The following is a 25,734-nucleotide window of genomic DNA, read 5'->3' as shown; positions in this document are numbered from 1 at the left end:
TGCTCGCTATAATTCAACCCATGCCTTCCAAAACCCCTGCGACCAAAGCCAACCCGGCACAGCTGCTGGACAACCAGCTCTGCTTTGCCCTGTATTCGGCGTCGCTGGCCATGACCAAACTGTACAAGCCCATGCTGGACCGCCTGGGGCTGACCTACCCACAATACCTGGTGATGCTGGTGTTGTGGGAGGGCGATGGCCCCAGCGTCTCCAGCCTGGGGGAGCGCCTGAACCTGGATTCGGGCACTCTGACCCCCCTGCTCAAACGCATGGAGTCCGCAGGTTGGCTGGTGCGCCAGCGTTCCAGCGAAGACGAGCGCCGTGTGCATGTGTGGCTCAGCCCCACAGGCCAGCAATTGCAGGCACAGGCGGCCTTCATTCCGGAATGTGTGGTCAGCCAAAGCGGCATGCCCCTGGCCGAAGTGATGTCACTGAACCGCAAGGTTCAGCAGCTGCGCGATGCCATGCAAGCCGTCCCCATTCCTTGATTCATCAACGAACCCATTACCCACCCGCTCCAGACCGGAGCATTAACCTAGAAAGCACCACTACCATGGCAACCAAAGTTGAAAAAGTCATTTACCAAGCCCACGCCACATCCACCGGCGGACGCGACGGCACGACCCGTACATCCGACGGACTGCTGGACCTGAAACTGGCTGTGCCAAAGGAAATGGGCGGCCCCGGCAACGGCGTCAACCCCGAGCAGCTGTTTGCCTCCGGTTACAGCGCCTGCTTCATCGGCGCGATGAAGTTTGTGGCCGGTACACAAAAGATTGCCTTGCCCGCCGACACCAGCATCGCCGCTACTGTGGGCATCGGCCAGATCCCAGCCGGTTTCGGTATTGAAGTGCAATTGGCCGTCAGCATTCCCGGTATGGAGCGCGCTGCCGCCCAGGCCTTGGTGGACAAGGCCCACGCCGTGTGCCCTTACTCCAACGCCACCCGTGGCAATATCGAAGTGACGATCACCATCGTCTAAACGCAGCGCCGCACACGCGGCCCTGTAGAGCACATACCCAGTTTGGCCCAACGCCGTCCCGTGTGGATGGGATTGGTATCCAGACTGGGTATTGCTTTTTGCATTGGCAGGTTTAGTATTCCTTCAGGTCGATAGCGACCAGGAGGGTGCGATGAAAAACTGCCTTGCCTCTGTGCTCACGGCCTGGGTCACACTCACGCTGCTGACCAGCCCTGCGCTCGCCGACAAAGTGGCGGTGGTGACCGAAGAGATGGCGCCCTACAACTTTGTCGACGAGAGGGACCAGACGGTCGCCGGTCTGTCCACCGAACTGGTGCACGAGATTCTGAAGCGCGCGAATGTCGACTACCAGATCAAGGTCTATCCCTGGGCACGCGCCTACCGCATGGCACAGGAAGCGCCCAATACCGCCATCTACTCCATGGGCCGCAACGACGAGCGGGAAAAATTGTTCAAGTGGGTGGGCGTGATCGTCAACCGCGAGGTATTTTTGTACAAGCTCAAGGGTCGCCCGGAGATAAAAGCCAGCAGCCTGGAAGACCTCAAACCCTACAAGCTGGGCGGCATCCGCGATGGTGCCCGCACCATGTACCTGCGCAAGGAAGGCCTGGCGGTTGAGGAGTCCACCGACGACGCCAGCAATATCAAAAAACTGCAATCCAGACGCATCGACGCCTTTCCGATCGACGAGCCCAACCTGGTTTACCTGTCGCAGAAAAACGGCGTCGATTTTGACTCCATGGAACGCCTGATCAAACTCGAAAAGATGTCAGGCGGCCTCTACCTGGCGTTCAGCCTGAACACCGCCGATGACACCGTGGACAAGTGCCGCGTGGCACTCGATGCCATGGTCAAAGACGGCACCTTCCAGAAAATCACGGCCAAGTGGCTGGCCAAGAAAAAGTAGGCCGACGGCGTTTACAGGCTGGTCGTGCCGGGCGCTCGGGGAATCGCACTGCCCAGGCGTTGGGCGGCTTTGGACAGGGAGTTATCCAAAGCGTCCATCATGCTGGCAGAGAGTTCGGTACCTGATTTGGACGACAAAAACCGCACGTATTGCTCCAGAACCTTGTCATTGGCCGGCAGGTAGGTCAGCGCCGACATGGACAACGCTACCCCACGGTTGGCCGCCACCATCTGGGGGCGATTGGCTTCCAGCCCTTTGCGCAGATCCGCCGTGGAACGTTTGCCCGGGCCTGGCATGGCATTGGCCAGGCCCTGCAGGACACCCACGGTGATATTGATTTCCATGCTGGCCATGGCTTCGGCAGCACGCGAGGCCTTGACGGTCTGGCTCAGCAGGGACTGGCGTTTGGCCGAAGCCTTGGCCAATGCCTTGTTGCCATCGGCCATCACGCGGTTGAGGTCGTCAAAGCTGCTGGAGAAGGCCTCTTCCATGGCGGTGATCTGTTTGCCCGCCGGGCTGTCGTACCACTGCAGCGCATCTGCACTTTGGACTGCCGTCACCTCACGGGACAAGGTTTGCAAGACACTGTCCCGCAGGCGGGACGCCGCAAAGGCGTCATCGGCGATACGCTCCAGCCGCTGGATCTCTTCCCGCGGCAGGCTGCCATCTTGCGACGACTGCGCCAGCCCCGCCTTCACCTGTGCAGCCACATCACCCAGTTGTGACCAGATGCCGGATTTGCGCATCAGCGCCTCGGCTGTTGCGGCAGGCACTTCGGCTGCCGCCAGACCATGCAGGCACAGCATGACCAGACAGGCCCACGCGTGGTGTAGTTTCAATGGCATGGATGACTCCTATCAAAACACAATGAAAAAAATGGCATGCCTATTCAGCCGCACGCACCGGCAACTGCTTGAACATATTGATGTTGGTGGGCAGGTAACCCAGCTTCTGGTAGAAGGCTTGCGCACCCGTGTTCTGGCCAAACACATGCAGCGCGATACCCGACAGGCCGCGCTTTAACACCTCCACCTCCATTGCGGCAAACGCGCGGCTGGCGTGCCCCTTGCGTTGGTGTTCTGCGTCGATCGCGACGTCATACACGTAGGCGATGCGCTGGCCACCGCGCTCTTGCGCCGCAAACCAGAGCATGCCGATCTGCTCAGACGTAGCGCCGTCACGCACGGTAAACAGGTAGTTGTCTGGTGTGGCCAGCCCCTGCGGAAGCGACTCTGCGTAACTCGTGCGCGACAGTTCCAGCGACTCTGCCGGGGCCCACTGCCCAGCGTTGACCTTGTCCTGCGCGAAGTCCGGGATCGCAGTTTCCAGGTAGGCGGCGAATTCGGTTTCGCCCATCGGGGTCAGGAGGGTCATGGAGGTGTGTGCGTGCGCCAAGCTGCTATCGAAAGCCACCATCATAGGTCCGAAAACGGCCGGCAAACGGCACCGTCGTCACCCGCGCGCTGGCAGACGACGCGCACACCACAAACCTGCGAAGACCATGGTGGCAGGCAACCAGACCCACAACAACTCGGACTGCAACACCGCCCAGCCGCGGGCACTAAAAACCCGGCGCAGGCTGAGGGGCGACACCTCGATCACCTGCCATGGGGCAAACACCCGCACATCAGAGAACGGCCACCACAACGCCGCACCCAACCCGCCATTGGTGAACATGTCCAGCACACCATGCGAGGCCGTGCACAGCGCCACAAACCAGAAGGCCGTGGCGCGGCTGGTATTGAAGTGCTTGGCAACCGCAGCGACCACCAGCGCCAGGCAGAGCGCAAACACCATCGAATGGCTGGCACCCCGGTGACCCAGGGCATCGGCATAGGCAATATGGAAGCGAAACGCCAGCACATCCAGATCGGGCAATACCGATGCGACCACACCCACCACCAGCAAACGTGTCGGTATGCGCTGCACGCCCAGCCCCAAACCAAGGGCGAGCGGGACGGCGGCGTGGGAGAGTATGGTGGGCATGGTCAGAGTCTGCGTCGGTGTGGCAAGGCCCGCAGTCGAAAACGCTTCAGGCTTCTGCGGCCGCCTGCGCAGCCAGCAAGGGATGCTGCAGGGTCTTGTCACCGTAGGTGCGCATGACCTGGGAGATCACCACCTGGTAGCCGCTGAGCCATTCGCTGTAGCGCTGTTTGGCCTCGATATGTTTGGGGTGGGCGATCAGTTGTTTGAGGCCGTTCTCGCTGCTCCAGTAATAGATATTGGAGATGCGGCCGGTCTTGGGATCCTCCCAGGATTCTTCGCCCAGGTATCCCTCGGTCTCCTTGGCCGCAGCGGCGATCAGGGCGTCCAGGCGGTGAAACTCGTCGTCAAACTGCTTGGTATCGAAAATAAAGTTTGCACAAAACATGGCTCTAGCCCCCGTTAAATATAGTCACCAAGCTATCATTTAAATAGCAAATGCGAGCCGACGCACCGCCGGCAGGGGCGTATTGTGCATGCATACTACAGGCACGCAACACGTATGCGCACGGGTTGTCCTTTGCACACCTGTCCATTCATTCCCCGGATTCTGCAATCCGTCCCTTGGCGCTGGCCGGACCCGTTGGGCGGCCGTATTCTCACCCCCATCACATACAACCGCCCCCCAACACCATGTTCAAAGCAATCGGCAACCTGATCCACAAAACGCCCTGGTGGGCTTTGATACTGGGTGGCATATCCACACTCACCCTCCTGGTGTTGTTCACGCTGCCCGTGCAGGTGATCCGCCTGGTGGACAGTGGCGCCACACCGGCCGAACGCCACGCCATCCAGCGCGAGGTGGGTCTGGCCGTGGGCAGCAAGGCGCTCAACCTGGCCCAGGGCGTGGTCAGCACCATACGGGACCGCACCACCGACCCCGAGCGCCTGCGCGAACTGGAACGTGCGCTGACCGAGATTGAGCGCGCCCGCAGTGAACTGGTGCTGGCGCAAAACGGCGTCGATGAATCGGTTGCCGACAGCGCCCGCGAGGCGGCAGAAGCCGCCATGGAGGCCGCCACCGACGCGGCCGAAGACGCACTGGAGGCAGCCATCGAAGCGCGCCAGGCGATTGAAGAGACCCAACAGGACGCCATTGAACGCCTGCGCGACAAGGGTGTGGACGTTTCCGGGGCAATGCACTCCTTTGAACAGTTGCTGGCCTCGGCGCGCGAGAATGAAAAATCCGCCCGCGAGTCGCTGGCTGCATTGCGCGCACTGCCACCCGAGACACGGGGCATTGGTGCACCCAGGGTCTATACACGCCCGCAGTTGGAGCTGTCACCCGACGTGAAGGACACCATCCGCGCCAAGGTGGGCGGTGATGTCTGGCGTGTGGCCGTGGGCTCGGCGCTGATCCTGGTGTTCATCCCGCTCTTTTTGATGGTCATCATTGCCAAGTTTTTCATCAGCCGGTCGCGCAATGCACTGGCCCTGGCCGAACGCAAGACCCGCGAGGCCGAGTTGAGCGATGTCAGCCGCCAGGTGACCGAGGCGCGGCTGCAGACCTTGCAGGCGCAGGTGGAGCCGCACTTTTTGTACAACACGCTGGCCAATGTGCAGGCCTTGAACGAAGTGGACCCACCCGCTGCCAACCTGATGGTGGGCCACCTGATCCAGTACCTGCGCTCCAGCCTGCCCAAGATGCGCGAGAGCACATCCACCGTGGGCCAGGAGCTGGAGCTGGTGCGTGCCTACCTCAATATTCTGCAAATGCGCATGGGTCCGCGGCTGGAGTTTTCCATCGAAGCACCCGACGACCTGCTGCCCTTTGCCTTCCCCCCCATGATGCTGCCATCGCTGGTGGAAAACGCCATCAAACACGGCCTGGAGCCCCTGCGCGAAGGGGGTCGCATCGACATCGTGGCTGAACGCACGCAGGAGGGCGTGGGCCAGTGCCTGCGGGTGTCGGTCAAGGACACGGGCAAGGGTTTGTCGGACACCGGGCCACAGGCCGGCGGTGGCCTGGGCCTGTCCAACCTGCGGGAGCGCCTGGCTGCGCTGTATGGCAGCCACGGGCGCTTCACCCTCACCGCCAACGAGCCCAAGGGTATGGTCGCCACGATCGAGGTGCCGTTGCAATCCGCCGCAGCTTTTCAGGCATCACAACCCGAGGCGCTGACCGGCGTGCCTGTGGCGGCAGCCGTCGCAACACCGGCAGCCACGGCCACCGTGCCGCCCAAGGGCTGGGGCCGGGTATGGAACGCCACCAGCAAGACACACAGCCTGTGGGCCCGCTTGTTGGCGCGCACTTTTGTGGTCCTGATGGTGGTGCTGGGCGGTGTCTTGCTGGCGGGCTTTGTTGCGCTGCTCACCGGTTGGTTGCCGGTGCAGGTGGGTGATGTGCAGCTGGACGGCATCGAGAGTATTGCCATTGGCTCGGTGGGGCTGCTGATTGGCTTTGGCGCCACCGCCTTGGCCATTGTGATTGTGCTGACCGTGGTGTATGGGCTGGGCTTCTTGTTTGCGGCGCTGGTGATTTTTATTCCGGCCGCGATACTGATGGGTGTATTCCCCTTCCTGGCGCCGTTTATCCTGATGGGTCTGGGCCTGTGGTGGCTGCTCACCCGGCGCAGCAACAGGGCCTAACCTGCCAGACAACACCTACTTACCGACCACCATGCAGCCCACCACCGCCGTCATTGCCGAAGACGAACCCATATTACGGGCCCAGCTTAAGGCCAAGTTGGCCCGCATGTGGCCCGAACTCTCCATCGTTGCCGATGTAGGGGACGGCGAGGCCGCGCTGGAGGCCATAGACGAACACCGCCCGCAACTGGCGTTTCTGGACATCCAGATGCCGGAGATGTCCGGCGTGGAAGTGGCCCGCAGCCTGGCCGCCAACCGCGACATACGCTGCCACGTGGTGTTTGTCACCGCTTTTGACCAGTACGCGGTAGAGGCCTTTGATGCCAATGCGGTGGACTACTTGCTGAAGCCCTATACGGATGAGCGCCTGTTGGCCGCCGTGAACCGGCTCAAGGAGCGGCTGGCCCTGCAGCCCGCGCCCGTGCAAGACCTGGACGCGCTGGTGGCCCAACTGTCTGCCCAGCTCAAACCCAATACCCAACGCCTGAACTGGATCAAGGCATCGGTGGGCAACCAGTTGCGCCTGATCCCGGTGGGCGATGTGCTGTTTTTCCAGTCCGACGAAAAGTACACCCTGGTGGCGACCCGGGAGTTAGACGCGTTGATTCGCACCCCCATACGCGACATCCTGGACGGACTGGACGGCGAAGCCTTCTGGCAGATCCACCGCTCGGTCATCGTCAACGCCCGGGCCATCGAGTCGGTGTCGCGCGACTTTCGCGGCCAGGCCAGTGTGAAGATCAAGGGCCGGCCCGAGAACCTGGCGGTGAGCCGCCCCTTCTCGCACCTGTTCAAGCAGATGTAGGCCCCACCACCCGCTCGGCGGGATTACCCCCACACCACGGGGCTTGCGGCCTGCACCGGGCCGCGCGCAGAATAGAAGCTCGGGGATGGCAAGGGCTTTCGACTGCAAGGACGGGCATGAAAAAACGGGAATGGCGCGCACCACTGCTTGCCACCGCGGTGTTTTCAGTGTGTTTTGCCCTGACGGTGGCACTGGTACGCGGGCACGCCCAGCAAAACGAGACCATCGCAAACCAACAACTGGCCCTGGCCGGCAACGCACTGGCCGAGCGGCTGAGCCTGCGCATCAACAGTTTCAACAACGCCTTGCTGGGCTTGCGGGGTGCGCTGGCCGGCCACGCCGACCGGGCCAGTCGCTACCAAGACTTCGACCGTGTGGTGGACCTGATGCGCCAGTACCCCGGCGCCCTGTCGGTGGGGTATGCAGAGCGTGTCAGCCAGGACCACACACGCGCCTACCTGGGCCAGTTGGAGACGCAGCACGGCCGCCCCATACCGCTGCACAGCACCGAGGTGAACAACGGCGACCGTTTTATCGTGGCCGGGGTTTCCGGCAGCATGGCGCTGGGTACCGACCTGGCGGGCGTGGGACCTGTGCGCGCGGCAGGCATGCGGGCCACCTGGCTCAACGAGGCCGTTCTGTCACCCCCGGTGGCCGGGCCAGATAAAACGCCGCCCAGCTTTTTCCTGCTGCTGCCAACCTACGCCGAGGGCGTGGACCCCAAGGACAGCATGTTGCGCCATGAGCAGGCGGTGGGCTGGCTGTTCATCCACCTCTCGGGAGAGCGGCTCCTGCAAGGCATATCGGACCGGGTTCTCCACCTGCGGCTGATAGACCACCAGGAGGATGAGGACGAGCAGACCGTGGTGTTTGACAGCGCAGCCCACCCCGACAACGGGGCCACGCCTGCCGATGCAGCCCCACCACTGGCGACGCTCCAGCTCGACAAAAAAGTCGGGGGGCGTGCCTGGCAGTTGGTACTGACCCCGCAGCCCGAATTCCAGGACGGCCTGGGCCTGGTGTCGCCGGCCGTGGGTTTGGGCTTTGGCTTCCTGGTGAGTGTTTTGGCCGCCATGCTGACCTATACCTTGCTGGCCATGCAACAACGCGCCACCAGGCTGGCCGAACGCATGACTCGGGCACTGCGCACCAGCGAACAACGCCAGCGCGCCATTCTCGAAAACGCCTCGGTCGGCATTATTTTTACCAGCGACCAGAAGACGGCGCACTGCAACCCCAAAGCGGCCGAAATCTTCGGCTGGAGTAATCCGCAAGAGATGTTGGGCCTGGCCGGATCACTGTATTGGCCCAGCCCGCAAGACTACGCCGAGGTTGGCGAGCGCGCTGGGCCTGCCCTGTCGGCGGGTGCAGTGTTTGAAGCCGAGCGTCCCATGCGCCGCAAGGACGGCAGCACCTTTCTGGCCCAGATCCGCGCCAAGGCCATAGACCCGGCGGCCATCTCATCGGGCACCATCTGGATTGTTGAAGATGTCACCGAGCAGCGCCACATAGCAAACCTGTTGGCCCAGCGCACCGACAGCTTGCAACAGACCAACCAGGAGCTCGGCGCCGCAATGCAGAAGCTGACCGAAACGCAACAGGAACTGGTGCGCAGCGAAAAACTCGCCGGCCTGGGCAATATGGTGGTGGGGGTGGCGCACGAAATGAACACCCCCATTGGCATCTGCCTGATGGCGGCCAGCACGCTGAACGACAGCAGCAAAACCATGCAAGACACACTGGCCAGCGGGCTGCGCCGCACCGTGCTGGAGCAGTTCATCGACGACAACCTCAAGGGCAGCGCCATGCTGATCGACAACCTGACGCGCATGGCCCGGCTGATCAAAAGCTTCAAACGGGTGGCCGTGCAACAGTCGGCCTCGCAGCGCAGCCAGTTTGATCTGGCGGAGATGGTGGGCCTGGTCGTCAACACCGCGCGTGCGCGGCACGCTGGTGCAGACGTCGTGATCGAAGCGCAGGTTCCAGCGGGCATCGTGATGGACAGCTTCCTCGACGAGCTCGACCAGATACTCACCAGTTTGGTCGGCAACGCCATGGGCCACGGGTTGGAGGGGCGCGCACAGGGCCGCATCGTGGTAGCGGCTGCGGTGGATGCCGCCCTGGGCCTGGTCCGGCTGACCGTGGAGGACAACGGCAAGGGCATGGCCGCCGAGGTGCTGCCGCGTATTTTTGACCCCTTCTTCACCACCAAGCTGGGCGTTGGCGACAGCGGACTGGGGCTGAACATCACCTACAACCAGGTGACCGGTGTTTTGGGCGGCACGATCGATGTGCGCAGCACGGTCAATGTGGGGACCTGTTTTACCGTCACACTGCCCCTGTACGCCCCCTGACACACTAGCCCGCCAGGGTGTCACCCAAGCGCCAGACCCAGTTGTTGCACCTGCCGCTTTGCATTAAGGTGCGGGCATGAACACCTCTGACACCACCATCGAGCTCCTGGTCCGCAAGGACCAACTGGGCACCACCGCCGTGCGCACCACGGCCACCCCTGCGCTGGCCGACGGCCAGGTGCGGGTGGGCATCAGCCGCTTTGCGCTGACCTCCAACAACATCACCTATGCGGCCATGGGAGACGCCATGCAGTACTGGCAGTTCTTCCCCGTTGCGCCCGACGCCGATGGCACAGCCTGGGGCCGCATCCCCGTGTGGGGCTTTGGCACGGTGCTGGCGTCACGCCACCCCGACGTGGCCGTGGGTGAGCGGCTGTACGGCTACTTTCCGATGTCCAGCGCGGTAGACCTGGCGCCCGGCAAGGTGTCGGCCACCTCGTTCATGGACACGGCCCCCCACCGCGCGCAATTGCATGCCGTCTACAACCAGTACATGCGCTGCGCTACCGACCCGTTTTACACCGCCCACACCGAAGACGTGCAGGCCCTGCTGCGCCCGCTGTTCATCACATCCTGGCTCATCGACGACTTTCTGGCCGACAACGACTTTTTTGGCGCCACTGCCAACCCGGCACAGCCCGCGCTGTTGCTGCTGTCCAGCGCCTCCAGCAAGACGGCCTACGGCACAGCCTTTCAAATGGCCCAGCGCGCAGGCGTTGAGGTGGTGGGGCTCACGTCGCCCGGCAACGTGGCGTTTTGTGAAAGCCTGGGTTGTTACCACCGGGTGTTGACCTATGATCAGTTGGACCAGCTCGCACCCGACGCGCCCAGCATTTATGTGGACTTTGCCGGCAGCGCACCCTTTCGCAAGACCCTGCACACGCACTGCAAGGGCCTGACATACAGCTGCTCGATCGGTGCCACACATGTATCCGACATGGGCGGCGCCAAAGATGTGCCCGGCCCCAAGGCCACCCTGTTTTTTGCGCCGGCGCAGATCAAGAAACGCAGCATGGACTGGGGACCGCAGGGCCTGGGCGAGCGACTGGTGCAATCCTGGCAGGCCTTCGTGGCGCAGGCTACCAACCCTGCCACGCCCTGGCTGCGCGTGGAGCAACACAGCGGCCCTGCGGCCGTGCAGGCCGCCTACCAGCAGGTGCTGGGCGGGCGCGGTGACCCACGGCTGGGCCACATGTTGTCGATCGATCTGCAAACTTAGAGTCAGTTGATTCAGGCATGATCGCGCGTGTGCCTCTATCCAAGAGGACACCTGCCAACAGGAATCCCCGTGCGATTTGCCCTGCTATCTGACGTACACGCCAATATCCAGGCACTCGACGCCTGCCTTGCCCATGCGCGCGCGCAACAGGCCCAAGGTTTTGTGTTTCTGGGCGATATGGTCGGGTATGGCGCCGACCCCGGCGCCGTGGTGGACCGCATCATGCAGCTCACCGAAGAAGGCGCACTGGCCATACAGGGCAACCACGACGCCATGGCCGTTACACCTCCGGTCGAAATCAAAACGGTGGGCGACAGCACAGCCGCGTGGACCCACCACGAGCTGATGCCCGACCAGCGCGACTGGATCAGCCGCCTGCCCCTGACCGTGCAGCACGAAAGCGCCCTCTTTGTACACGCCAGCGCCAATGATCCCCACCTGTGGCGTTATGTGTACGACGCCCGTGCCGCCAAGGACAGTCTGGAAGGCGCCGCCGCCTGGCCCGGCGTGCACTACGTGTTTGGTGGCCACGTGCACCTGCAAACCCTGTATTACCAGGGGGCCGGTGGCAATCTGATGCCGTTTGCTCCCCAGCCGGGCATCAGCATTCCGGTGGGCAAACACCGCAAATGGCTGGCCACGGTGGGGTCTGCCGGCCAGCCGCGCGACGGCAACACCCATGCCATGTACGCCCTGTTTGACATAGGCCGTGCACAGCTCACCTTTCACCGGGTGGCCTATGACCACCTGGCGGCGGCCGCCGCCATCCGCCGGGTGGGCCTGCACGAATTTTTTGCGGACCGGCTGGAGAAAGGCCGATGAAGTTGCTGGAGCCGGGCAGCATGGTGGACGGCTTCACCATCGCCGACTGCATCCATGCCGGTGGCATGGCGCACATCTACCGCGTGCACTATGCCGATGGCCAGGCCGACCCTGGTTTTGCGATGGCCATGAAGGTGCCACGGATGACGGCCGGTGACGGTGCAGAGAACATCGTCAGCTTCGAGATCGAATGCCAGATTTTGCAGGTACTGCAGGGCCACCATGTGCCACGTTTTGTGGCAGCGGGCGACCTGGATCGCCTGCCCTACCTGGTGATGGAATACGTCAGTGGGCAAACGCTGGAGCAGCGCATGGTGGACGACCCCACGCCCGACGTGGACCACGTCGCCCAGTTGGGCGCGGCCATGGCGCGTGCCGTGCATGCCCTGCACCAGCAGAACACCGTACATCTGGACCTGAAACCGGCCAATGTGCTGCTGCGCGACGATGGCAGTGCCGTGCTGCTGGACTTCGGCCTGTCGTGCCACGCCCACTACCCCGACCTTCTGGCCGAGCAACTGCGCAAGGCCGTGGGCTCGCCGGCGTGGATAGCGCCCGAGCAGGTGGTGGGTGTGCGGGGCGACCCGCGCAGCGACATTTTTGCCATTGGTGTCATGCTGTACCAGCTGTGCACCGGCGAGCTGCCCTTTGGTGAACCCCAAACCGCCGCCGGCCTGCGCCAGCGCCTGTGGATGGACCCGGTGCCGCCGCGCAAGATCCGCTCCCTGCTGCCCGAGTGGATACAAGAGGTGGTGCTGCGCTGCCTGGAGCCCGAGGCTGCACGCCGCTACCCGTCGGCCGCCCATCTGGCATTCGACCTGACACATCCCACCCAGGTAACCATCACCGCGCGGGGCCGCAACACCAGCGGCACGGGTTTTGGTACCCACTTCAAACGCTGGATCAAGGCCGCAGGCATGCAGTACAAGCCCAGCCCCATGGCCGCACAGCAGGTGGAAGAAGTCCCCATCGTGATGGTGGCCGTGCCACACCTGGACGTGACCGACGCCACGCTGTATTCTCTGCGGCTGGCCGTGGCCCGTGCCTTGGGCACCCGCCCCGGTGCCCGGCTGGCCTGTGTGACCGTGATCGCGCCCAGCCAGACCAGCACGACCGATGACGCCAACAGTGAAACCAAGCTGCAGCGCCACCACCTGAACCGCCTGCGCCAGTGGGCACAACCGCTGGACCACCCCGGCCACCAGACCTCCTACCACGCGCTCGAATCGGGCGACGTGGCACACACCCTGCTGGAATACGCCCGGGGCAACCATGTCAGTGTCATCGTCATGGGTGCGGCCACCCACGGCCTGAAGACCCAGCGGTTTATCGCCACCGTGCCCATCAAGGTCGCCATGGACGCACCCTGCACCGTCATCCTGGTCAAGCAGGCCCTGCCGTTCGGGCTGTTGGGCTCCAGTGATGCGGACACGCGCTCGGCCGGTTATTCCGATGCGGGGACCGACGGCGCCGTCCTCTATGGTGATGATCTGGGCCCCCTGGGTTAACCGCGCACCGGGCCGGCCCAAACCTTGCGACAATGCCTCTTCCATATTCTGAGAAGAGGGTTAGACCATGAGAGGCAATGTTGCAGCCATCACGCTGGTACTGTTCGGCGTATTTTTCCTGCTCAAGAACCTGGGCCTGATCAACTTCAGCTTGGCCGAGTTGTTCTCGACCTGGTGGCCCGTGATCCTGATCGCCGTAGGCCTGTCCATGTTCATGATGCCCCGCGACGGCAAAAAGGACTGAATGCGCCATCCCTTTGAGGCGCTGACGCCGGACGTGGTGCTGGACGCGCTGGACAGCGTGGGCCTGCGCGGCGACGGCCGGCTCACCGCCCTGTCGTCGTACGAGAACCGCGTCTACCAGGTCCAACTGGAAGACGGCAGCGCCGTGGTGGCAAAGTTCTACCGGCCCGAGCGCTGGAGCGACGCGCAGATACAGGAAGAACACGACTTCGCCGCCGAGCTGATGGCAGGCGAGGTGCCGGTGATTGGGCCACTGAAGCTGATGGATGCCAGCCTGCACCACTTTGGCGGCTTCAGCTTCAGTGCCAGCCCCCGTCGCGGTGGGCGCCCGCCCGAGCTGGACGACGGCGAGGTGCTGGAATGGATTGGCCGCTTCCTGGCACGCATCCACACAGTGGGTGCCACCAAACCCTTCGCCACCCGCCCGCGCCTGGACGTGCAAAGTTTTGGTGTGGAACCCATGCAGTGGCTGCTGGAACACGACAAGGTACCACTGGACGTGCAATCCGCCTGGACCAAGGTCTGCCAGACTGCTATTGATATGGTAGCTACCTATATAGCATTGACGGGGGCTACAGGCCAAAATAGCTTAAACGATTCCGGCATCAAGATGCTGCGCCTGCACGGCGACTGCCACCCCGGTAACATCCTGTGGACCCCCACCAGTGCCGCCGCTACGGCCGGCCCCGGCCCGCACTTTGTGGACCTGGACGACGCCCGCACCGGCCCGGCCGTGCAGGACCTGTGGATGCTGCTCAGCGGCGACCGCAGCCAACGCACCCGCCAACTCGGCGCGCTGGTAGACGGCTACGAACAGTTCCGCGACTTCAACCGCGACGAACTGGTGCTGATCGAACCCCTGCGCACGCTGCGCCTCATCCACTACAGCGCCTGGCTCGCCCGCCGCTGGGACGACCCTACCTTCCCCGCGAACTTCCCTTGGTTTGGCTCCAGCGACTACTGGCAGGGCCAGGTGCAGATGCTGGAGGAGCAGCTGGAGGCGATGCAGGAAGCGCCGCTGGTGGTGTGACGGCGCAGCACCCGCACCGTAAACTGGTTTCGGGTGCCCCCAATCACTTGTTGGTGGCTTTGCCGTCGACCGCTGTCAGGGCCGCGCTGATCGCAGCTTCCACAGCGGCCTTCGCCTGTGGGCTGTTCTTCCAGCAGCTGGAACCACTCAAAGCGGCCCCTTGGGCCAGTATGTCCCGTGCGTCTGCGTCCGCCAATTGGCGAAGGGACGAGAATCCCATTTGCTCCAGCCGCTCAACCACCTTTGGCCCCACGCCCTTGACACATAAGAGTGTGTTCTTTTCCACGGCTGAGAATGGGACAACATTCATTTCTTGGTTCCGATTGTTAAGGTGAACATGCCCACGTTGGGAGCGCGGTAGCTTGCATTTTGCCCCAGGGGCTAAAATGTGCCCCCACGGCCAGCTGCTCCGGCGGGCCCTGCACTTTCCTGCTTTTCGGAGCCATGTAGAGGACTACCATGTACAAAAACCTCGTATCCCCGCCCCGCGGTGGGGTGCACAGCCATGAGGGCATCACTCCATGAGCTACCAGGTCAAAGAGATTTTTTACACACTGCAGGGTGAAGGCTCCAACGCCGGCCGGCCTGCGGTGTTTTGCCGCTTTGCCGGCTGCAACCTGTGGACTGGCCGTGAGCAAGACCGGGCCACCGCGGTTTGCAAGTTTTGCGACACCGATTTCGTCGGCACCGACGGCACGCTGGGCGGCAAGTTTGCCACCGCGCAAGACCTGGCCGTGCGAATTGCCGCACAGTGGCCCAGCGCCGACACCGCCAACCGCTTTGTGGTGATGACGGGTGGCGAGCCCCTGTTGCAAGTTGATGCCGAACTGATCGATGCGCTGCACGCCCAGGGCTTCCACATCGCCGTGGAGACCAATGGCACCGTCGTTGCGCCAGCTGGTATCGACTGGATTTGTGTCAGCCCCAAGGCTGACTCCACCTGGGTGCAGCGATCGGGCCATGAGCTGAAACTAGTGTGGCCGCAGCCCGGCATCACGCTGGACGAGTGCGAGGCGGCGGACTTCAGCTACCGCTACCTGCAACCCATGGACAACCCACAGCGCAGCGCCAACACCGAGGCCTGTATTGCGCAGTGCCTGCAGCGCCCGACCTGGCGCCTGTCTTTGCAAACCCACAAGATCACGGGCATACGATGAGCTACCCCCACAAGCGCTGCGAGATCAGCCAGAAGTTTTTCTTCGACGCCGCGCACACCTTGCGCCGCGAGATCGAAGCCGAGGGCAGCCGGCGCATCCACGGCCACACCTACCATGTGGAGATCAGCATCGCAGGCGATATCGACCCAACCACCGGCATGGTGATGGACCTGGGCCTGGTGCGGGCCTCCATCGACCAACTACGCCCCCAGTTGGACCACCACCTGCTGGACGAGGTCGAAGGCCTGGGCCCCGCCACGCTGGAGAATCTGGCAGTCTTCATCTGGCGCGCCATTGCCACGGCCCTTCCGGGCCTGGTGCAGGTGCGTATTTGGCGCGACGGCGTGGGCGACAGCTGCACACTGCGTTAAGCACCACCCAGCCCCGTGCCACACGACAACAACACGCTACCCACCTTGAACCTGGTCGGTGCCGGCCGGGTAGCACAGACGCTAGCCAGCCTGTGGCTGGCGCAGGGCAGTAGTTTTGCAATACAAGACGTTCTGACGACCTCGCTGGCCAGTGCGCAGGCTGCATGCCGTGTGATCGGCGCGGGGCAGGCCGTGGCACAGATACAGGCCATGCGCGATGCCGATGTCTGGATGCTGGCCGTGCCCGATGCACAACTGACGGCCTGTGCCCAGGCCCTGGCGGCTGTGCGCGCAGACCGCAAAGTTGCGGAGGGCAGGTCGCCCATCGTCTTCCACTGCAGTGGTGCACAAGGTGCAAGCACCCTGGCGCCCCTGGCCGCACTGGGTTGGCAGGTCGCCAGCGCACACTGCATTTTGAGTTTTTCATCGGTACCTGGCGCCATACAACAGTTTCCCGGTACCCCGTGCGCGTTGGAGGGGGATGCCACCGCATGCGACCGCCTGCGCCCTGCCTTCACCGCCATTGGCGCCCAATGTTTTGCGGTCGCCAGCGGCGACAAACTGCTGTACCACGCAGCCGCCGTGTTTGCGACCAACTTCTTGCCGGTGCTGCAGGCCACGGCCGAAGAGCTGTGGCAATCCACCGGCATGCCCGCCCATTTGATACCCGCGCTGCGGGCATCGCTGTTGCGCAATGCAGTTGCCAACATAACCACGCTGGGGCCGCAAGCAGCCCTCACTGGCCCGGCGGCGCGCGGCGACACGGCTGCCATACAGCGCCAGCAAGCGGCTGTGGCGGCATGGGATGGTCCAACCGGCGCCGCCTACGAGGCGCTAAGTACCTTGGCCTTGCGGCTGGCGCGGCACACGACAGACTGACAACGCCTGCCCTGCAGGTCCAATTTGCAATCCGCCCTACCTGTGCCTACAGTTGCACACTCACTCTGCAGCAAAAGGAGCGGTCTATGGCTGGTTATCCGTTACTCGACCACGAAGGGTTTTGCGCGTCTATCGCAACCAAAAAAGAGGCCACGGGGCGCTGGATGTGCTGGGTAAGTTATGCGCGCGGACAAGGTGCTGCGGCGCTGGCGTCGACGGATGCTGCAACGCAGCGTGTGCCCAACGACTACGCCAGTGAAGAGAAGGCTGTGCTGGCCGCGTACGAACATGCACGAACGCTGATCGAGCGGGAACTGGTCAGGCATTAGGCCCGGCCATCTTTGCACGCCTTTACATAGTGAGGGCTGTGCCGGGGTCAACGCTGCTCAACTCCAGCCGTTGCTGGGAGGTGGCACTTACGCCACCAAGGAGCACGTTGTGCGTATTTCAAGTCGATATATTGCCATTGCCGTTTTATTGGCGATGGTTGCAGGTTTGAGCGGCTGTGTCGTGCGGCCGCTGGGTTGGGGACACCACCGGGGCGGCCACGGCGGTGGACATGCAGACCGTTCGTCAGGCCACCACCATGATTCTCACGGACATGGCCGAGACTCCCGGCGGGGTGGTCGGTATTAATCGTGAATAGTGCGAATAGGGCGGTCAACCAATTCAACCGCCCCGTCGTTAAGGGGTCACCTTGCGGTTCGCGTGAGGTCTACTGTCAGTCAATCGTTTCAACTCCCTGGAGACAACCCATGAACAAGTTACTTTCTTCGTTAGTGGCTGTGGCATTTGCATGCGCATCCGTTGGTTCGTTCGCCGCAGCCCATGGTGGTGCCATGAGCGACAAGGAAAAGGCAGAAAAGATGGCCGCCTGCAAGAAAATGGACGCCAAAGCAGACGACAAGATGAAAGCAGACTGCAAGAAGATGATGGAAGAGCCCAAGAAGTAAGCAAGAGCCTTCTTCACCGGAAAATCCGAAGCGGGCCATTGGCCCGCTTTTTCTTTGGGTGGTGATCCAGAGTTGGCGACAATAGTGGCATGCCAACCGACTCCCTTTTGACCCTCAAACTGCCTGAAGGCTATTCTTTTGCCGATCTGAAGCTGCGCCGTTGTGAAGACGACGCCATTGACCTGGATATGGACCTGGTCAAAAAGGTCTGCAGCATCAACGGTCTGGATTTCCAGAAGGTGCTGCAAAACCCGGGACCGGTGGTGACCACCATTCTGACGGTCTGGTACAAAACCCATATCGCCGACGGCGGCGAGCCCGACCCGGTGATGGAAGAGCTCAAGACCCAGGGACCGCGCCTGAACTGAGCCTAACTCGGGAGTTTGCGGTCCAACCCCACCGCGCTGACCCGCGCCAGGGCCGCGCGTGCACCTGCCAGTGACTGCAGGCGCTCACGCAGGTAGTCCGCCAGGCGGGGCTGCTGGCTGAAGGCCACGTTGAAGCGGATGTGGGCATCCGTAGGGTTGTCGGCACTGAAAGTGGCGCCGCGCACCAGCAGGATCTTGTTGCGGTAGGCGTCTTGCACCAGCAGGTTCAGGTCTACATCTTCGGGCACAGAGGCCCACAGGAACAATCCCCCTTCGCCCGGATGGTCCAGCACCAGGCCGGCGCTGGTCAGCAGGCGCGCGCTGACCTGGCGGGCGGCCAGCAGCTTGGTGTTCAAGCGGTCCAGGTGTTTGCGCCAGCGCCCGGCCGCCAGAATCTCCAGCATCACGTTTTCGTTCAGCGCCGGGGTCGTCAGCACCGAATAAATCTTCTCCCGCATCAGCGCCTTCAGCAGCGTGTGGTCCGCCGCCATATAACCAATACGCAAAGCAGGGCTCAGCGCCTTGCAGAAGCTGGAGTAATAAATGACACGGTCCAGCCCCGACAGACTGGCCAACCGGGTCGCATGGCCGGGGTGGAAGTGGCCGTGCACGTCGTCTTCGGCAATCAAAAACCCGTATTGCTGGGCCAGCACCAGCACCTTGTGCAAATTGGCCGCCGTGCTGCTCCAGCCGGTGGGGTTGTGTAACACGGTCTGGATGAAGAGCAGGCGCGGGCGGTGCTCGCGGCAGGCGGCCTCCAGTTGCTGCAGGTCCAGTCCGTCCGGGCGGCGTGCGACGGAGACGATGCGCACCCCGTCCTTGCGCAGCCGGTCGAACATCAAAAAGTAACCCGGGTCCTCCACCAGCACCGTGTCACCGGGCTGCAAGAAGGCGCGGCAGATCAGGTCGATGGCGTGCGTGCCGCCGTAGGTGGTCAATATGCGCCCGGCATCCACGGCGATGCCCAGGCCACGTATCACCATGGCAATACGCTCGCGCAATTCCGGCAGGCCCTGGGGCGGGCAGCGCGAGGCCATGCCAGCCGTGGCGCGGGCCAGGCCACGCTGTACCACGGCGGCGGGCACCGCGTCTTCCAGCCAAGCCGGAGGCAATGCACCGCTGCTGGCCAGCAGCACACCGGCGCGCTGGTCGTTGGCCTGCTGGGCCAGCCACACACCTTCTTGCTCCTCGCCTGCCTCCAGCGCCGCGGCATCGGGCAGCGCGGAGCGCCGCGTCTCACAGACAAAGTAGCCCGCCGTGCCGCGGGATTCGATCAGGCCCAACGCCATCAGCCGGTCATAGGCGGTGACCACCGTATTGGGACTGACCGACAGTTGTGCGGCCAACTGACGGATCGACGGCAGCCGTGCCGCGCTGGGCAACTGACCACCCGCGATCAGCTCGCGCAGGCGCAGCTCGATCTGGTCGGCCAGCGCGGTGGGGGCGTTGCGGTCTAGGGAAAACACAGGGGAAGGTTACAGCAGAAAACTCACCGCCAGCACCACCAGCATGGCACCCATGCTGAGGTTGAAGATGCGTCGTTTGACTGGATCGGTCAGCAAGCGGCGAATCGCCACGCCAAACAGGGCCCACATGGACGCCGTGGGGAAACCTATGACCAGCCCGACGGTAGCCACCAGCAGTGCACCCACCGGCGTGCTCAGGCCTACTGGCATAAAGACCGATGCCAAGGTGATGGACTTGACCCAGCTCTTGGGATTCACCGCCTGGAACATTGCGGCCTGGAGGAATGTCAACGGTTTGGTTTCACGCGCCTCACCCAGCGCGCTGGCACTGAGCTTCCAGGCCAGAAACACCAGGTACAAGGCACCGGTCACGCGCAGGATCTGGTGCAGCACTGGAAAGGCGACAAACAGGCTGCCCAGCCCCAGGCAGGTGACAAAGGTCTGTACTGCTACGCCGCTGTTGGTGCCGAAGATCTGGGGCAGCGCGCGGCGGTAGCCAAACAGGGCGCCCGAGGTGGCCAACATCACATTGTTGGGCCCCGGCGTGCTGGACATCACAAAACAATAGGTCATCAAGGGCAGTAATTCAGTCCACATGGTCAGGCTCCAAAGTCAGAGCCTTGACTGTAGGACGCAGCACCAGCGCCGCCAAGGCACAGACCAGGGTCCGCACACTTGCGCTGTATCAGTGGGAGCAGCCCTACAGTGGCGCGACCTGGGTGGCAGGCCAGGGCATCGAGATGCTATGTATTAGATAGCAATTCAAGCATATTTCTCGGGGGCTAGAGGCCAATTTGGCCAACAAATACTCTACAGACTGGGCTGCAGAACCGCGCTGCGGTGCAGGCGCCGATTGCTCTCGGGCCCACCGCGGCGGTGGTAACCGCGGTTGCCACCCATGTCGTGCGCGGCACGCCTGCGCTGGCGGCGGCGCTCGGACGCCTGTTGGCGGATGGCGACGCAAAAATCGCCGTTGGCGCCGGCCAGCATCAAGCGGGTCATGGTGCCGAAAACAGCAATCCAGGCCTGCTTGAGCGGCTCGGTCAGTGTGTCACCCAGGATTTGACCCAGCGTCTGGATCAGCGCAACTTCAAAATAGGGGTAGTGGTGGGACTGCACGCCGCAGGCGGCGTTGACGCGGCCAATCTGCAGCAGCAGTGGGGCGTGGGTATCCAGCGTGTGCATGCCTTTGACGGCGCGGCCAAAGGTGCGCATGACCATGTCGTCGCGCTCATCCACGTAACCGCTGTAGGGGGCGACCAGCCAGGGGCGGCTGTTCAACAGATTGCAATGGAACAGCGCAGCGGCGGCAGGGCCAGCCTTTTCGATCTGTGACCAGGATTCCTGCACCAGCTTGACAGCATTGGCGTTCATTTATTGTTGTCCTCCATCGATTGCGTTTGGACGATCTTAGTCAAAAAGGCGCGCGGCCAAAGTCCGCGTGTCCGGAAATTTCAACCTTTGGGCGGTGCGGCCCGACCCTGGATAAGCATCCAGTTTTGCCTGGCAAATGCCAGCAAAGACCCCAGCACCACCGCGGCCAGCAGGTACTGCAGGGGCCGGTTTTCGTCAAAGTCCTGCGTTTCAACCAGCATCGCCACCAGGGTGGCAACCAGCAGGCCGGCGACCACACGCAGGCTCCAGGCGGTGGGTTGCAGGTGTTTGGGGTCCATACGGGCCAGCAGGCGGGTGCCCAACATGCCGGCCAGCAGGCCCAGGCTTGCGCCCACGGCCACATCACCCGGCCAATGGGCACCCACAGCAATACGCGACAGCCCCGCGCCAGCGGCCAGCACAAACAGCCACAGGTGTTTGGACCTGCCCGGTTGCGGTAGTGCGAAGTAAATGGCCGAAGCCACGGTGAACGCGGTCAGCGTGTGGCCGGAGGGCATGGACACGTTGTGCAGCAGTTCGCCCACCACCCGCATCTGGGTGTTGTCCACCACGGCGGCGGGGCGCGGGCTCTCGATGAGCGCCTTGCCGACGCGGGCAAACAGGATGGCAAAGGGTGCGGCGCACAACCAGGCCCACATCAGCCGGGGCGCACGCACCAGCAGCGGCGAGGTGACCGCCAGCACGCCCCAGGCGTTACCCAACATGGACAAGCCTGCCCAGAGCGGTGCGGCCACCGGCGCACACAACGTATTGATGGTGACAAACATTGCGGGCTCAAAGTGGTGCAACCACAGCGGCGCAGCCAGCAAGAACAACAGGGGTGGGAGCAGCCACAGGCGTAGGGGGATGGGTGAAACGTGCATCACGGTGTACCCAGCAAGCGGGGTTGTGGTTGGCCGGACCAGTTACGGCAGGCGTAGAAGCGAAAGCTGGCAAGCGGCTTGCCCAGGCGCTGCACATTCTGGGTACCGAGCAAGGTGCATTCGGCAAAACCAAGGGGCCCCAAGGGTACGGCGTAGCCCAGCTGCGACCAGTCCAACAACAAGGTGTCAGCGCCAGCGGGCAGATCACCCGCCCACAGGTCAAACTGGTCAAAACGGTCCTCCAGTACAAAGACCGGCAGCGGCCGCGCATACCAGCCCAGGCGGCTGGCCAGCGTCCAGTTTTGTACGGCCACGCTGCGCAAGCCGTGCTGTTCCGCCAGTGTGCGGGCGCGGGTGCCCGCAGCATCCCAGCCGTGTACGTCGGCAAACGGATTGGACGGCTGGGCGCTATTGCCCTGGCCCGTGGTGTTGGTGATGAAGGGTTGGCCACCGGTCAGCATCAGCCCCAACACCACGGCGCACAGCAGCGCCTGCGCCGCAACCATGCATCGGAAGACCCAACGGCGGCGTTGGCGCTGGGCGTGCGCCAGACCAATCCCGGCAAATGGTGCCAAGGCCACCCAGGCCGGCGCCGTCCAGTGCGGCAGACTGGTGCCACCACCCGACAACACGGCCAGTACTGCAAAGGGCAGTACAAAAAACAACCCCAGGCTGCGGCGGGAGCGGGCCACGCCATGGCGCCACCCAGCCCAGCCCCATAACAGCAGTGGGCCATACACCAGCAACTGCACGACCATAAAACGCAGCACATGCCCAGCCTGCCAGCCGCCACCCGCACCGTGTTTGGCCTGGTAGGTAAACGATATCCAGCCGTTGGCGTGGTTCCAGTAGGCCACGGGCATCACCAGCAACACGGCAATGGCCAATGCCAGCCAGGCCCAGGCATTGCGCAGCAGCACTGGGCCATGGGCCAGCAGCAGGCAAGCGGCAACTGCAAGGGCGGCGAAGATGGCCGTGTATTTGCTCAACCCCGCCAGGCCCAGCAGCACACCCATCACCAACCACGGCACTGGGCGGCACACCGCAGTGGCGTCCATCAGGTCCAGCGTGGCCCACACCAGCAACGCGGTGAAAAACACCAGCAAGGTATCGGGCAGCAGGCCTATGCCCAGCACGTGCAGCAGGGGTGCCAGCGCCAAGGCCAGCACCGCCCATGCGCCGGCTTGTCCGGGGGGAGGAAGGCGTCTGGGCGGCAGAGCGTTCTGCTCCGTGTCCCCCGCCCGCTGCGCGGGCTCCTCCTTTACCTGCGAAGAACGCTCTGCCGCCCAGACTCCCGGGGGTGACTGCAAACGTTCAGCCAGTTGGTAAACCACCAGGGCCGTAGCCAACCACAACAATTCGGGCACCAGCCGCAGCGCCCAGGTGGGCGCGCCCAGCGCTACCAGCGGCCACTGCGCCCAGCCCACCAGGGGCGGGTGGTCAAAATAACTCCAGTCGGGGTGCGCCGCATACAGCGCGTAATGCGCCTCGTCCACCGACAGGCCCAGCGCGGCGCCCAGGCCAAAATGCAGCACACACAGCAGGGCCAGCAACTGGCGGGTATTGCGGGGAACGGAAGCGAACATTGGGGCGGGGAGCACGTGTGGCATTCGGCAAATCACAACCCCGCAGTCTAAACTGCAGGGTCTACGCAAATACCCGCCATGCCCGATATTCCCGCCCCCCGCGCCATTGACACCAGCCTGTGCCCGCTATGCGGTCAGGGCAACCAGTGCGCCAATGAAGCCGAACGCGCCACCGGTGTGCCCCAAGGCCCCTGTTGGTGCACCACAGCGGTGTTTACGCCGGAGCTGCTGGCGCGGGTTCCGGCTGAAGCACGGCGGCTGGCCTGCATCTGCGCACGCTGTGCGGCTGCAGCTTCTGGCGGCACGGTCAAGCTAGCAAAACCCTCAATCCCAACCTAACCTACAAAAGGACACACCCATGCCCACCTACCACGTTGAAATGCTCGAAGGCCGCACGCTGGAGCAGAAGAAGAAACTGGTCGAAGAAATCACCCGCGTCAGCGTCGAAGTGCTGGGCGGTTCTCCCGAGTCTGTCGACATCCTGATCGTGGACGTGAAACGCGAAAACTGGGCGACCGGCGGCAGGCTGTGGACAGAGCCGCGCGAGTAAGGGGAGCCGCCACCCGCACCCTTGTGTACTTCACAAAGTTTTACACAATCAGGGCTCTGCGCGGTAGGCCTGGCACGCTGACCGCGCCGTTGTAGTTCGATGGATTCCTTCCATACACATCCTACTTACACACCGGAGTTTCCCATGCAGATCAAGACATTCATTGGCGCAGTTGCAATGGCCCTGGCTGGCCTGGCCATGGCGCAGCCAGCCACTCCCAATCTGGACAAACGTGAAGCCAATCAGCAACAGCGGATTGACCAGGGCGTGGCATCCGGCCAATTGAACGCCAAAGAAGCCAGTCGCCTGGAAAGCCGCGAAGCCAAGCTGGCGGCGGACGAAGCCGCAGCCAAGGCCGATGGCAAGGTCACCCGTGCCGAGCGCCGCAAGCTGCAACGGGAAGCCCACCGGGACAGCCGCGCCATCCACCGCCAAAAGCATGATGGCCAAACCGCCGCCACGGCGGCCGCCAACGGCAAATAAGCGCCTGGTCAATCGGGCGAGGCCTGGCCCGTTTCCCGGTCGGCCTTGCGCTCCCGGCGTACACGCTGGTTCTCCTGGCGTTGCAGGGCCTCTATCTCCTTGCGCGTCGAGGCACGCTCGGCCTCCAGGTCTTGCTGCTTTTCGCGCACGTCCTGCAAATCCTGGCGCAGGGATTGCCGCCAGTCTTGCGGTGAAGAAGTAGCTCCGTCCGCAGTGGGTGCCGCAGAATCCTGCAAGGCCTTGTGGCGGGAGGTAAATTCTTTGTAGGCCCGCTCCAGCGCCGCGTACTCTGCGACCAGGGCCCTGCGCCGCTGCCGCAGCGCCGCACCACCCACCTCGCCCGCGCGGGCCTGTGCCTGCAATGTTTCGCGCTGTGCGGTCAGGGTATGGAACCGCGCCTTGAGCGCGAGTGTCTCCTGCTGGTGTGCGGCTCGGGCTTGTGCAAAGTCCGCTTTCAGGTGCTGGCGCGCGGCCACCAGGGCCATCCGCTTTTCGGAGATCACTTTGCGCCGCTCATTGCGGCGCTGGTCTATCAGGGCTTGGATCTCGGCGTGTTTTTTCGCTATCTCTGCCTCGTGCGGGCCGGGGCGAAAGAAACCCGGCGTCTGCGCCAGAACGCGGGGGCGCTCTCTGGGCTTGTGGGACACAAACCCTGCCTGGTTGGGCGAAACCTCGGTGGCACCGCCATCTGGCGTGGTGATGTAGGTTTGGCCCGCATAAACCTTGTCGTAGGTCCCCGCCTCGCCTTCGCTGGAGCCTTCGGGGATGTATCGGGTTTCATGGTCCGTACCCCGTATGCCAATGGTGGCCGAGTTGGTACGCACTTGGTAGGCCGAAGGGTTGAAACGGCCTATCCAGCCGGTGATGGAGCGCAAACCACCCTTGAGCAGTTTAAAAACACCCTTGTCCTCTTCACCCCCGTCGGCCTTGTAGCTCAACACCATGAACTGGCTGTTGGAGCGCAGCGCCATAAAGCCCGTGTCTTGCATCACCAGGTGCAATTCACCATCGCCAGGTGTGGTCAACACATCCCCTTCATGGACCACATCGCCGACCTTGGCCGTGCGCGGCGGGCCGCCGGCCGGTGCCAGGCTGGCATTGCCCTGGGCCAGGGTGACGACCCCTGCCGGGTTGCCAGCAGGCTGCGGGCTTTGTGCCCACGCAGCAGAGCACCCCAGCAACACCAGTGTGATCAGACCAAACAAGAGGCGGATGTACATG

Annotated in this window: 31 protein-coding genes; 20 read left to right on the top strand and 11 right to left on the bottom strand. The window is 63.3% G+C overall.

Annotated elements, in window-relative coordinates; all coding sequences use genetic code 11:
* Positions 1-20 precede the first annotated feature (20 nt).
* The 3 genes from HZ993_RS17010 to HZ993_RS17000 all read left to right on the top strand — a co-directional run bounded on the left by HZ993_RS17010 (position 21) and on the right by HZ993_RS17000 (position 1,889).
* Positions 21-488 (top strand): MarR family winged helix-turn-helix transcriptional regulator, encoded by a 468-nt coding sequence (locus HZ993_RS17010; RefSeq protein ID WP_209393926.1) that lies wholly within the window; start codon positions 21-23, stop codon positions 486-488.
* 65 nt (positions 489-553) lie between these two features.
* Entirely contained in the window at positions 554-982 is a 429-nt protein-coding gene (locus tag HZ993_RS17005) for an organic hydroperoxide resistance protein (protein WP_209393925.1), read from the top strand.
* Between the two features lie 151 nt (positions 983-1,133).
* Complete coding sequence (locus HZ993_RS17000; RefSeq protein WP_209393924.1) at positions 1,134-1,889, top strand: ABC transporter substrate-binding protein; 756 nt, start codon at positions 1,134-1,136, stop codon at positions 1,887-1,889.
* Positions 1,890-1,900: 11 nt separating this feature from the next.
* Here HZ993_RS17000 and HZ993_RS16995 read toward each other — a convergent pair whose 3' ends face one another.
* The 4 genes from HZ993_RS16995 to HZ993_RS16980 all read right to left on the bottom strand — a co-directional run bounded on the left by HZ993_RS16995 (position 1,901) and on the right by HZ993_RS16980 (position 4,260).
* The gene (locus tag HZ993_RS16995) at positions 1,901-2,734 is read right to left on the bottom strand and encodes a hypothetical protein (protein ID WP_209393923.1); all 834 of its coding nucleotides are present in this window, start codon (positions 2,732-2,734) and stop codon (positions 1,901-1,903) included.
* Between the two features lie 40 nt (positions 2,735-2,774).
* Entirely contained in the window at positions 2,775-3,263 is a 489-nt protein-coding gene (locus HZ993_RS16990; RefSeq protein WP_209393922.1) for a GNAT family N-acetyltransferase, read from the bottom strand.
* Between the two features lie 78 nt (positions 3,264-3,341).
* Positions 3,342-3,875, bottom strand: coding sequence for a metal-dependent hydrolase (locus tag HZ993_RS16985; protein WP_209393921.1), 534 nt, complete (start codon positions 3,873-3,875; stop codon positions 3,342-3,344).
* Positions 3,876-3,921: 46 nt separating this feature from the next.
* A complete protein-coding gene (locus tag HZ993_RS16980) occupies positions 3,922-4,260 on the bottom strand; it encodes an antibiotic biosynthesis monooxygenase (RefSeq protein WP_209393920.1) in 339 nt (112 codons plus the stop codon).
* Between the two features lie 245 nt (positions 4,261-4,505).
* Here HZ993_RS16980 and HZ993_RS16975 point away from each other — a divergent pair, with 245 nt between their 5' ends.
* The 8 genes from HZ993_RS16975 to HZ993_RS16940 all read left to right on the top strand — a co-directional run bounded on the left by HZ993_RS16975 (position 4,506) and on the right by HZ993_RS16940 (position 14,442).
* Positions 4,506-6,461, top strand: a complete 1,956-nt coding sequence (locus HZ993_RS16975; protein ID WP_209393919.1) for a histidine kinase — start codon at positions 4,506-4,508, stop codon at positions 6,459-6,461.
* A 31-nt stretch (positions 6,462-6,492) separates the two neighbouring features.
* Positions 6,493-7,266: a LytTR family DNA-binding domain-containing protein gene (locus tag HZ993_RS16970; RefSeq protein WP_209393918.1), complete on the top strand. Its 774-nt coding sequence runs from the start codon at positions 6,493-6,495 to the stop codon at positions 7,264-7,266.
* A gap of 116 nt (positions 7,267-7,382) precedes the next feature.
* A complete protein-coding gene (locus tag HZ993_RS16965) occupies positions 7,383-9,620 on the top strand; it encodes an ATP-binding protein (RefSeq protein WP_209393917.1) in 2,238 nt (745 codons plus the stop codon).
* Positions 9,621-9,696: 76 nt separating this feature from the next.
* Positions 9,697-10,839 (top strand): DUF2855 family protein, encoded by a 1,143-nt coding sequence (locus HZ993_RS16960; protein WP_209393916.1) that lies wholly within the window; start codon positions 9,697-9,699, stop codon positions 10,837-10,839.
* A 69-nt stretch (positions 10,840-10,908) separates the two neighbouring features.
* The gene (locus HZ993_RS16955; RefSeq protein ID WP_209393915.1) at positions 10,909-11,661 is read left to right on the top strand and encodes a metallophosphoesterase; all 753 of its coding nucleotides are present in this window, start codon (positions 10,909-10,911) and stop codon (positions 11,659-11,661) included.
* Complete coding sequence (locus tag HZ993_RS16950; protein ID WP_209393914.1) at positions 11,658-13,169, top strand: bifunctional serine/threonine-protein kinase/universal stress protein; 1,512 nt, start codon at positions 11,658-11,660, stop codon at positions 13,167-13,169. The genes HZ993_RS16955 and HZ993_RS16950 overlap by 4 nt, the downstream gene beginning before the upstream one ends.
* Positions 13,170-13,236: 67 nt before the next feature.
* Positions 13,237-13,413 carry a LiaI-LiaF-like domain-containing protein gene (locus tag HZ993_RS16945; RefSeq protein WP_209393913.1) on the top strand — a complete coding sequence of 59 codons (177 nt, stop codon included), beginning with the start codon at positions 13,237-13,239 and terminating at the stop codon, positions 13,411-13,413.
* A complete protein-coding gene (locus HZ993_RS16940; RefSeq protein ID WP_209393912.1) occupies positions 13,414-14,442 on the top strand; it encodes a serine/threonine protein kinase in 1,029 nt (342 codons plus the stop codon).
* Between the two features lie 43 nt (positions 14,443-14,485).
* On the opposite strand, the gene HZ993_RS16935 is transcribed toward HZ993_RS16940, so the two are convergent.
* The gene (locus HZ993_RS16935) at positions 14,486-14,752 is read right to left on the bottom strand and encodes a helix-hairpin-helix domain-containing protein (RefSeq protein ID WP_209393911.1); all 267 of its coding nucleotides are present in this window, start codon (positions 14,750-14,752) and stop codon (positions 14,486-14,488) included.
* A 211-nt stretch (positions 14,753-14,963) separates the two neighbouring features.
* Between HZ993_RS16935 and queE the strand changes: the two genes are divergently transcribed.
* The 6 genes from queE (at position 14,964) to HZ993_RS16905 (ending at position 18,170) form a co-directional block, all read left to right on the top strand.
* The gene (queE, locus tag HZ993_RS16930) at positions 14,964-15,599 is read left to right on the top strand and encodes a 7-carboxy-7-deazaguanine synthase (protein ID WP_209393910.1); all 636 of its coding nucleotides are present in this window, start codon (positions 14,964-14,966) and stop codon (positions 15,597-15,599) included.
* Positions 15,596-15,970: a 6-carboxytetrahydropterin synthase gene (locus tag HZ993_RS16925; RefSeq protein WP_209393909.1), complete on the top strand. Its 375-nt coding sequence runs from the start codon at positions 15,596-15,598 to the stop codon at positions 15,968-15,970. Before queE ends, HZ993_RS16925 begins: the two co-directional genes overlap by 4 nt.
* Before the next feature lie 15 nt (positions 15,971-15,985).
* Complete coding sequence (locus tag HZ993_RS16920; protein WP_209393908.1) at positions 15,986-16,849, top strand: Rossmann-like and DUF2520 domain-containing protein; 864 nt, start codon at positions 15,986-15,988, stop codon at positions 16,847-16,849.
* A gap of 86 nt (positions 16,850-16,935) precedes the next feature.
* Complete coding sequence (locus HZ993_RS16915) at positions 16,936-17,178, top strand: hypothetical protein (RefSeq protein ID WP_209393907.1); 243 nt, start codon at positions 16,936-16,938, stop codon at positions 17,176-17,178.
* A gap of 426 nt (positions 17,179-17,604) precedes the next feature.
* On the top strand, positions 17,605-17,802 hold the full coding sequence (locus HZ993_RS16910; RefSeq protein WP_209393906.1) for a hypothetical protein: 198 nt from the start codon (positions 17,605-17,607) through the stop codon (positions 17,800-17,802).
* 89 nt (positions 17,803-17,891) lie between these two features.
* Positions 17,892-18,170 carry a hypothetical protein gene (locus HZ993_RS16905; protein ID WP_209393905.1) on the top strand — a complete coding sequence of 93 codons (279 nt, stop codon included), beginning with the start codon at positions 17,892-17,894 and terminating at the stop codon, positions 18,168-18,170.
* Positions 18,171-18,172: 2 nt separating this feature from the next.
* On the opposite strand, the gene HZ993_RS16900 is transcribed toward HZ993_RS16905, so the two are convergent.
* From HZ993_RS16900 to HZ993_RS16880, 5 genes are all read right to left on the bottom strand, one after another.
* Entirely contained in the window at positions 18,173-19,636 is a 1,464-nt protein-coding gene (locus HZ993_RS16900; protein ID WP_209393904.1) for a PLP-dependent aminotransferase family protein, read from the bottom strand.
* A gap of 9 nt (positions 19,637-19,645) precedes the next feature.
* Positions 19,646-20,233 (bottom strand): LysE family translocator, encoded by a 588-nt coding sequence (locus HZ993_RS16895; RefSeq protein WP_209393903.1) that lies wholly within the window; start codon positions 20,231-20,233, stop codon positions 19,646-19,648.
* A gap of 213 nt (positions 20,234-20,446) precedes the next feature.
* Positions 20,447-21,010 carry a globin domain-containing protein gene (locus tag HZ993_RS16890; protein ID WP_209393902.1) on the bottom strand — a complete coding sequence of 188 codons (564 nt, stop codon included), beginning with the start codon at positions 21,008-21,010 and terminating at the stop codon, positions 20,447-20,449.
* Between the two features lie 80 nt (positions 21,011-21,090).
* Positions 21,091-21,894, bottom strand: a complete 804-nt coding sequence (locus HZ993_RS16885) for a phosphatase PAP2 family protein (RefSeq protein ID WP_209393901.1) — start codon at positions 21,892-21,894, stop codon at positions 21,091-21,093.
* Entirely contained in the window at positions 21,894-23,480 is a 1,587-nt protein-coding gene (locus tag HZ993_RS16880; RefSeq protein ID WP_209393900.1) for a glycosyltransferase family 39 protein, read from the bottom strand. The genes HZ993_RS16885 and HZ993_RS16880 overlap by 1 nt, the downstream gene beginning before the upstream one ends.
* Positions 23,481-23,558: 78 nt before the next feature.
* On the opposite strand from HZ993_RS16880, the gene HZ993_RS16875 reads away from it, so the two are divergent.
* From HZ993_RS16875 to HZ993_RS16865, 3 genes are all read left to right on the top strand, one after another.
* The gene (locus tag HZ993_RS16875; RefSeq protein ID WP_209393899.1) at positions 23,559-23,819 is read left to right on the top strand and encodes a cysteine-rich CWC family protein; all 261 of its coding nucleotides are present in this window, start codon (positions 23,559-23,561) and stop codon (positions 23,817-23,819) included.
* A 19-nt stretch (positions 23,820-23,838) separates the two neighbouring features.
* The gene (locus HZ993_RS16870) at positions 23,839-24,030 is read left to right on the top strand and encodes a 4-oxalocrotonate tautomerase (protein ID WP_209393898.1); all 192 of its coding nucleotides are present in this window, start codon (positions 23,839-23,841) and stop codon (positions 24,028-24,030) included.
* Positions 24,031-24,174: 144 nt separating this feature from the next.
* Positions 24,175-24,513, top strand: a complete 339-nt coding sequence (locus HZ993_RS16865; protein ID WP_209393897.1) for a hypothetical protein — start codon at positions 24,175-24,177, stop codon at positions 24,511-24,513.
* Positions 24,514-24,521: 8 nt separating this feature from the next.
* Here the strand turns inward: HZ993_RS16865 and HZ993_RS16860 are convergent, their stop codons facing one another.
* A complete protein-coding gene (locus HZ993_RS16860; protein WP_209393896.1) occupies positions 24,522-25,733 on the bottom strand; it encodes a FecR domain-containing protein in 1,212 nt (403 codons plus the stop codon).
* Between the last annotated feature and the right edge of the window lies 1 nt (position 25,734).

The sequence above is a fragment of the Rhodoferax sp. AJA081-3 genome (assembly GCF_017798165.1).
In the GTDB taxonomy this organism is placed as follows: Bacteria; Pseudomonadota; Gammaproteobacteria; order Burkholderiales; family Burkholderiaceae_C; genus Allorhodoferax.
The sequence above is the reverse complement of the archived record's forward strand: the minus strand, read 5'-3'. Positions and strand labels throughout refer to the sequence as shown.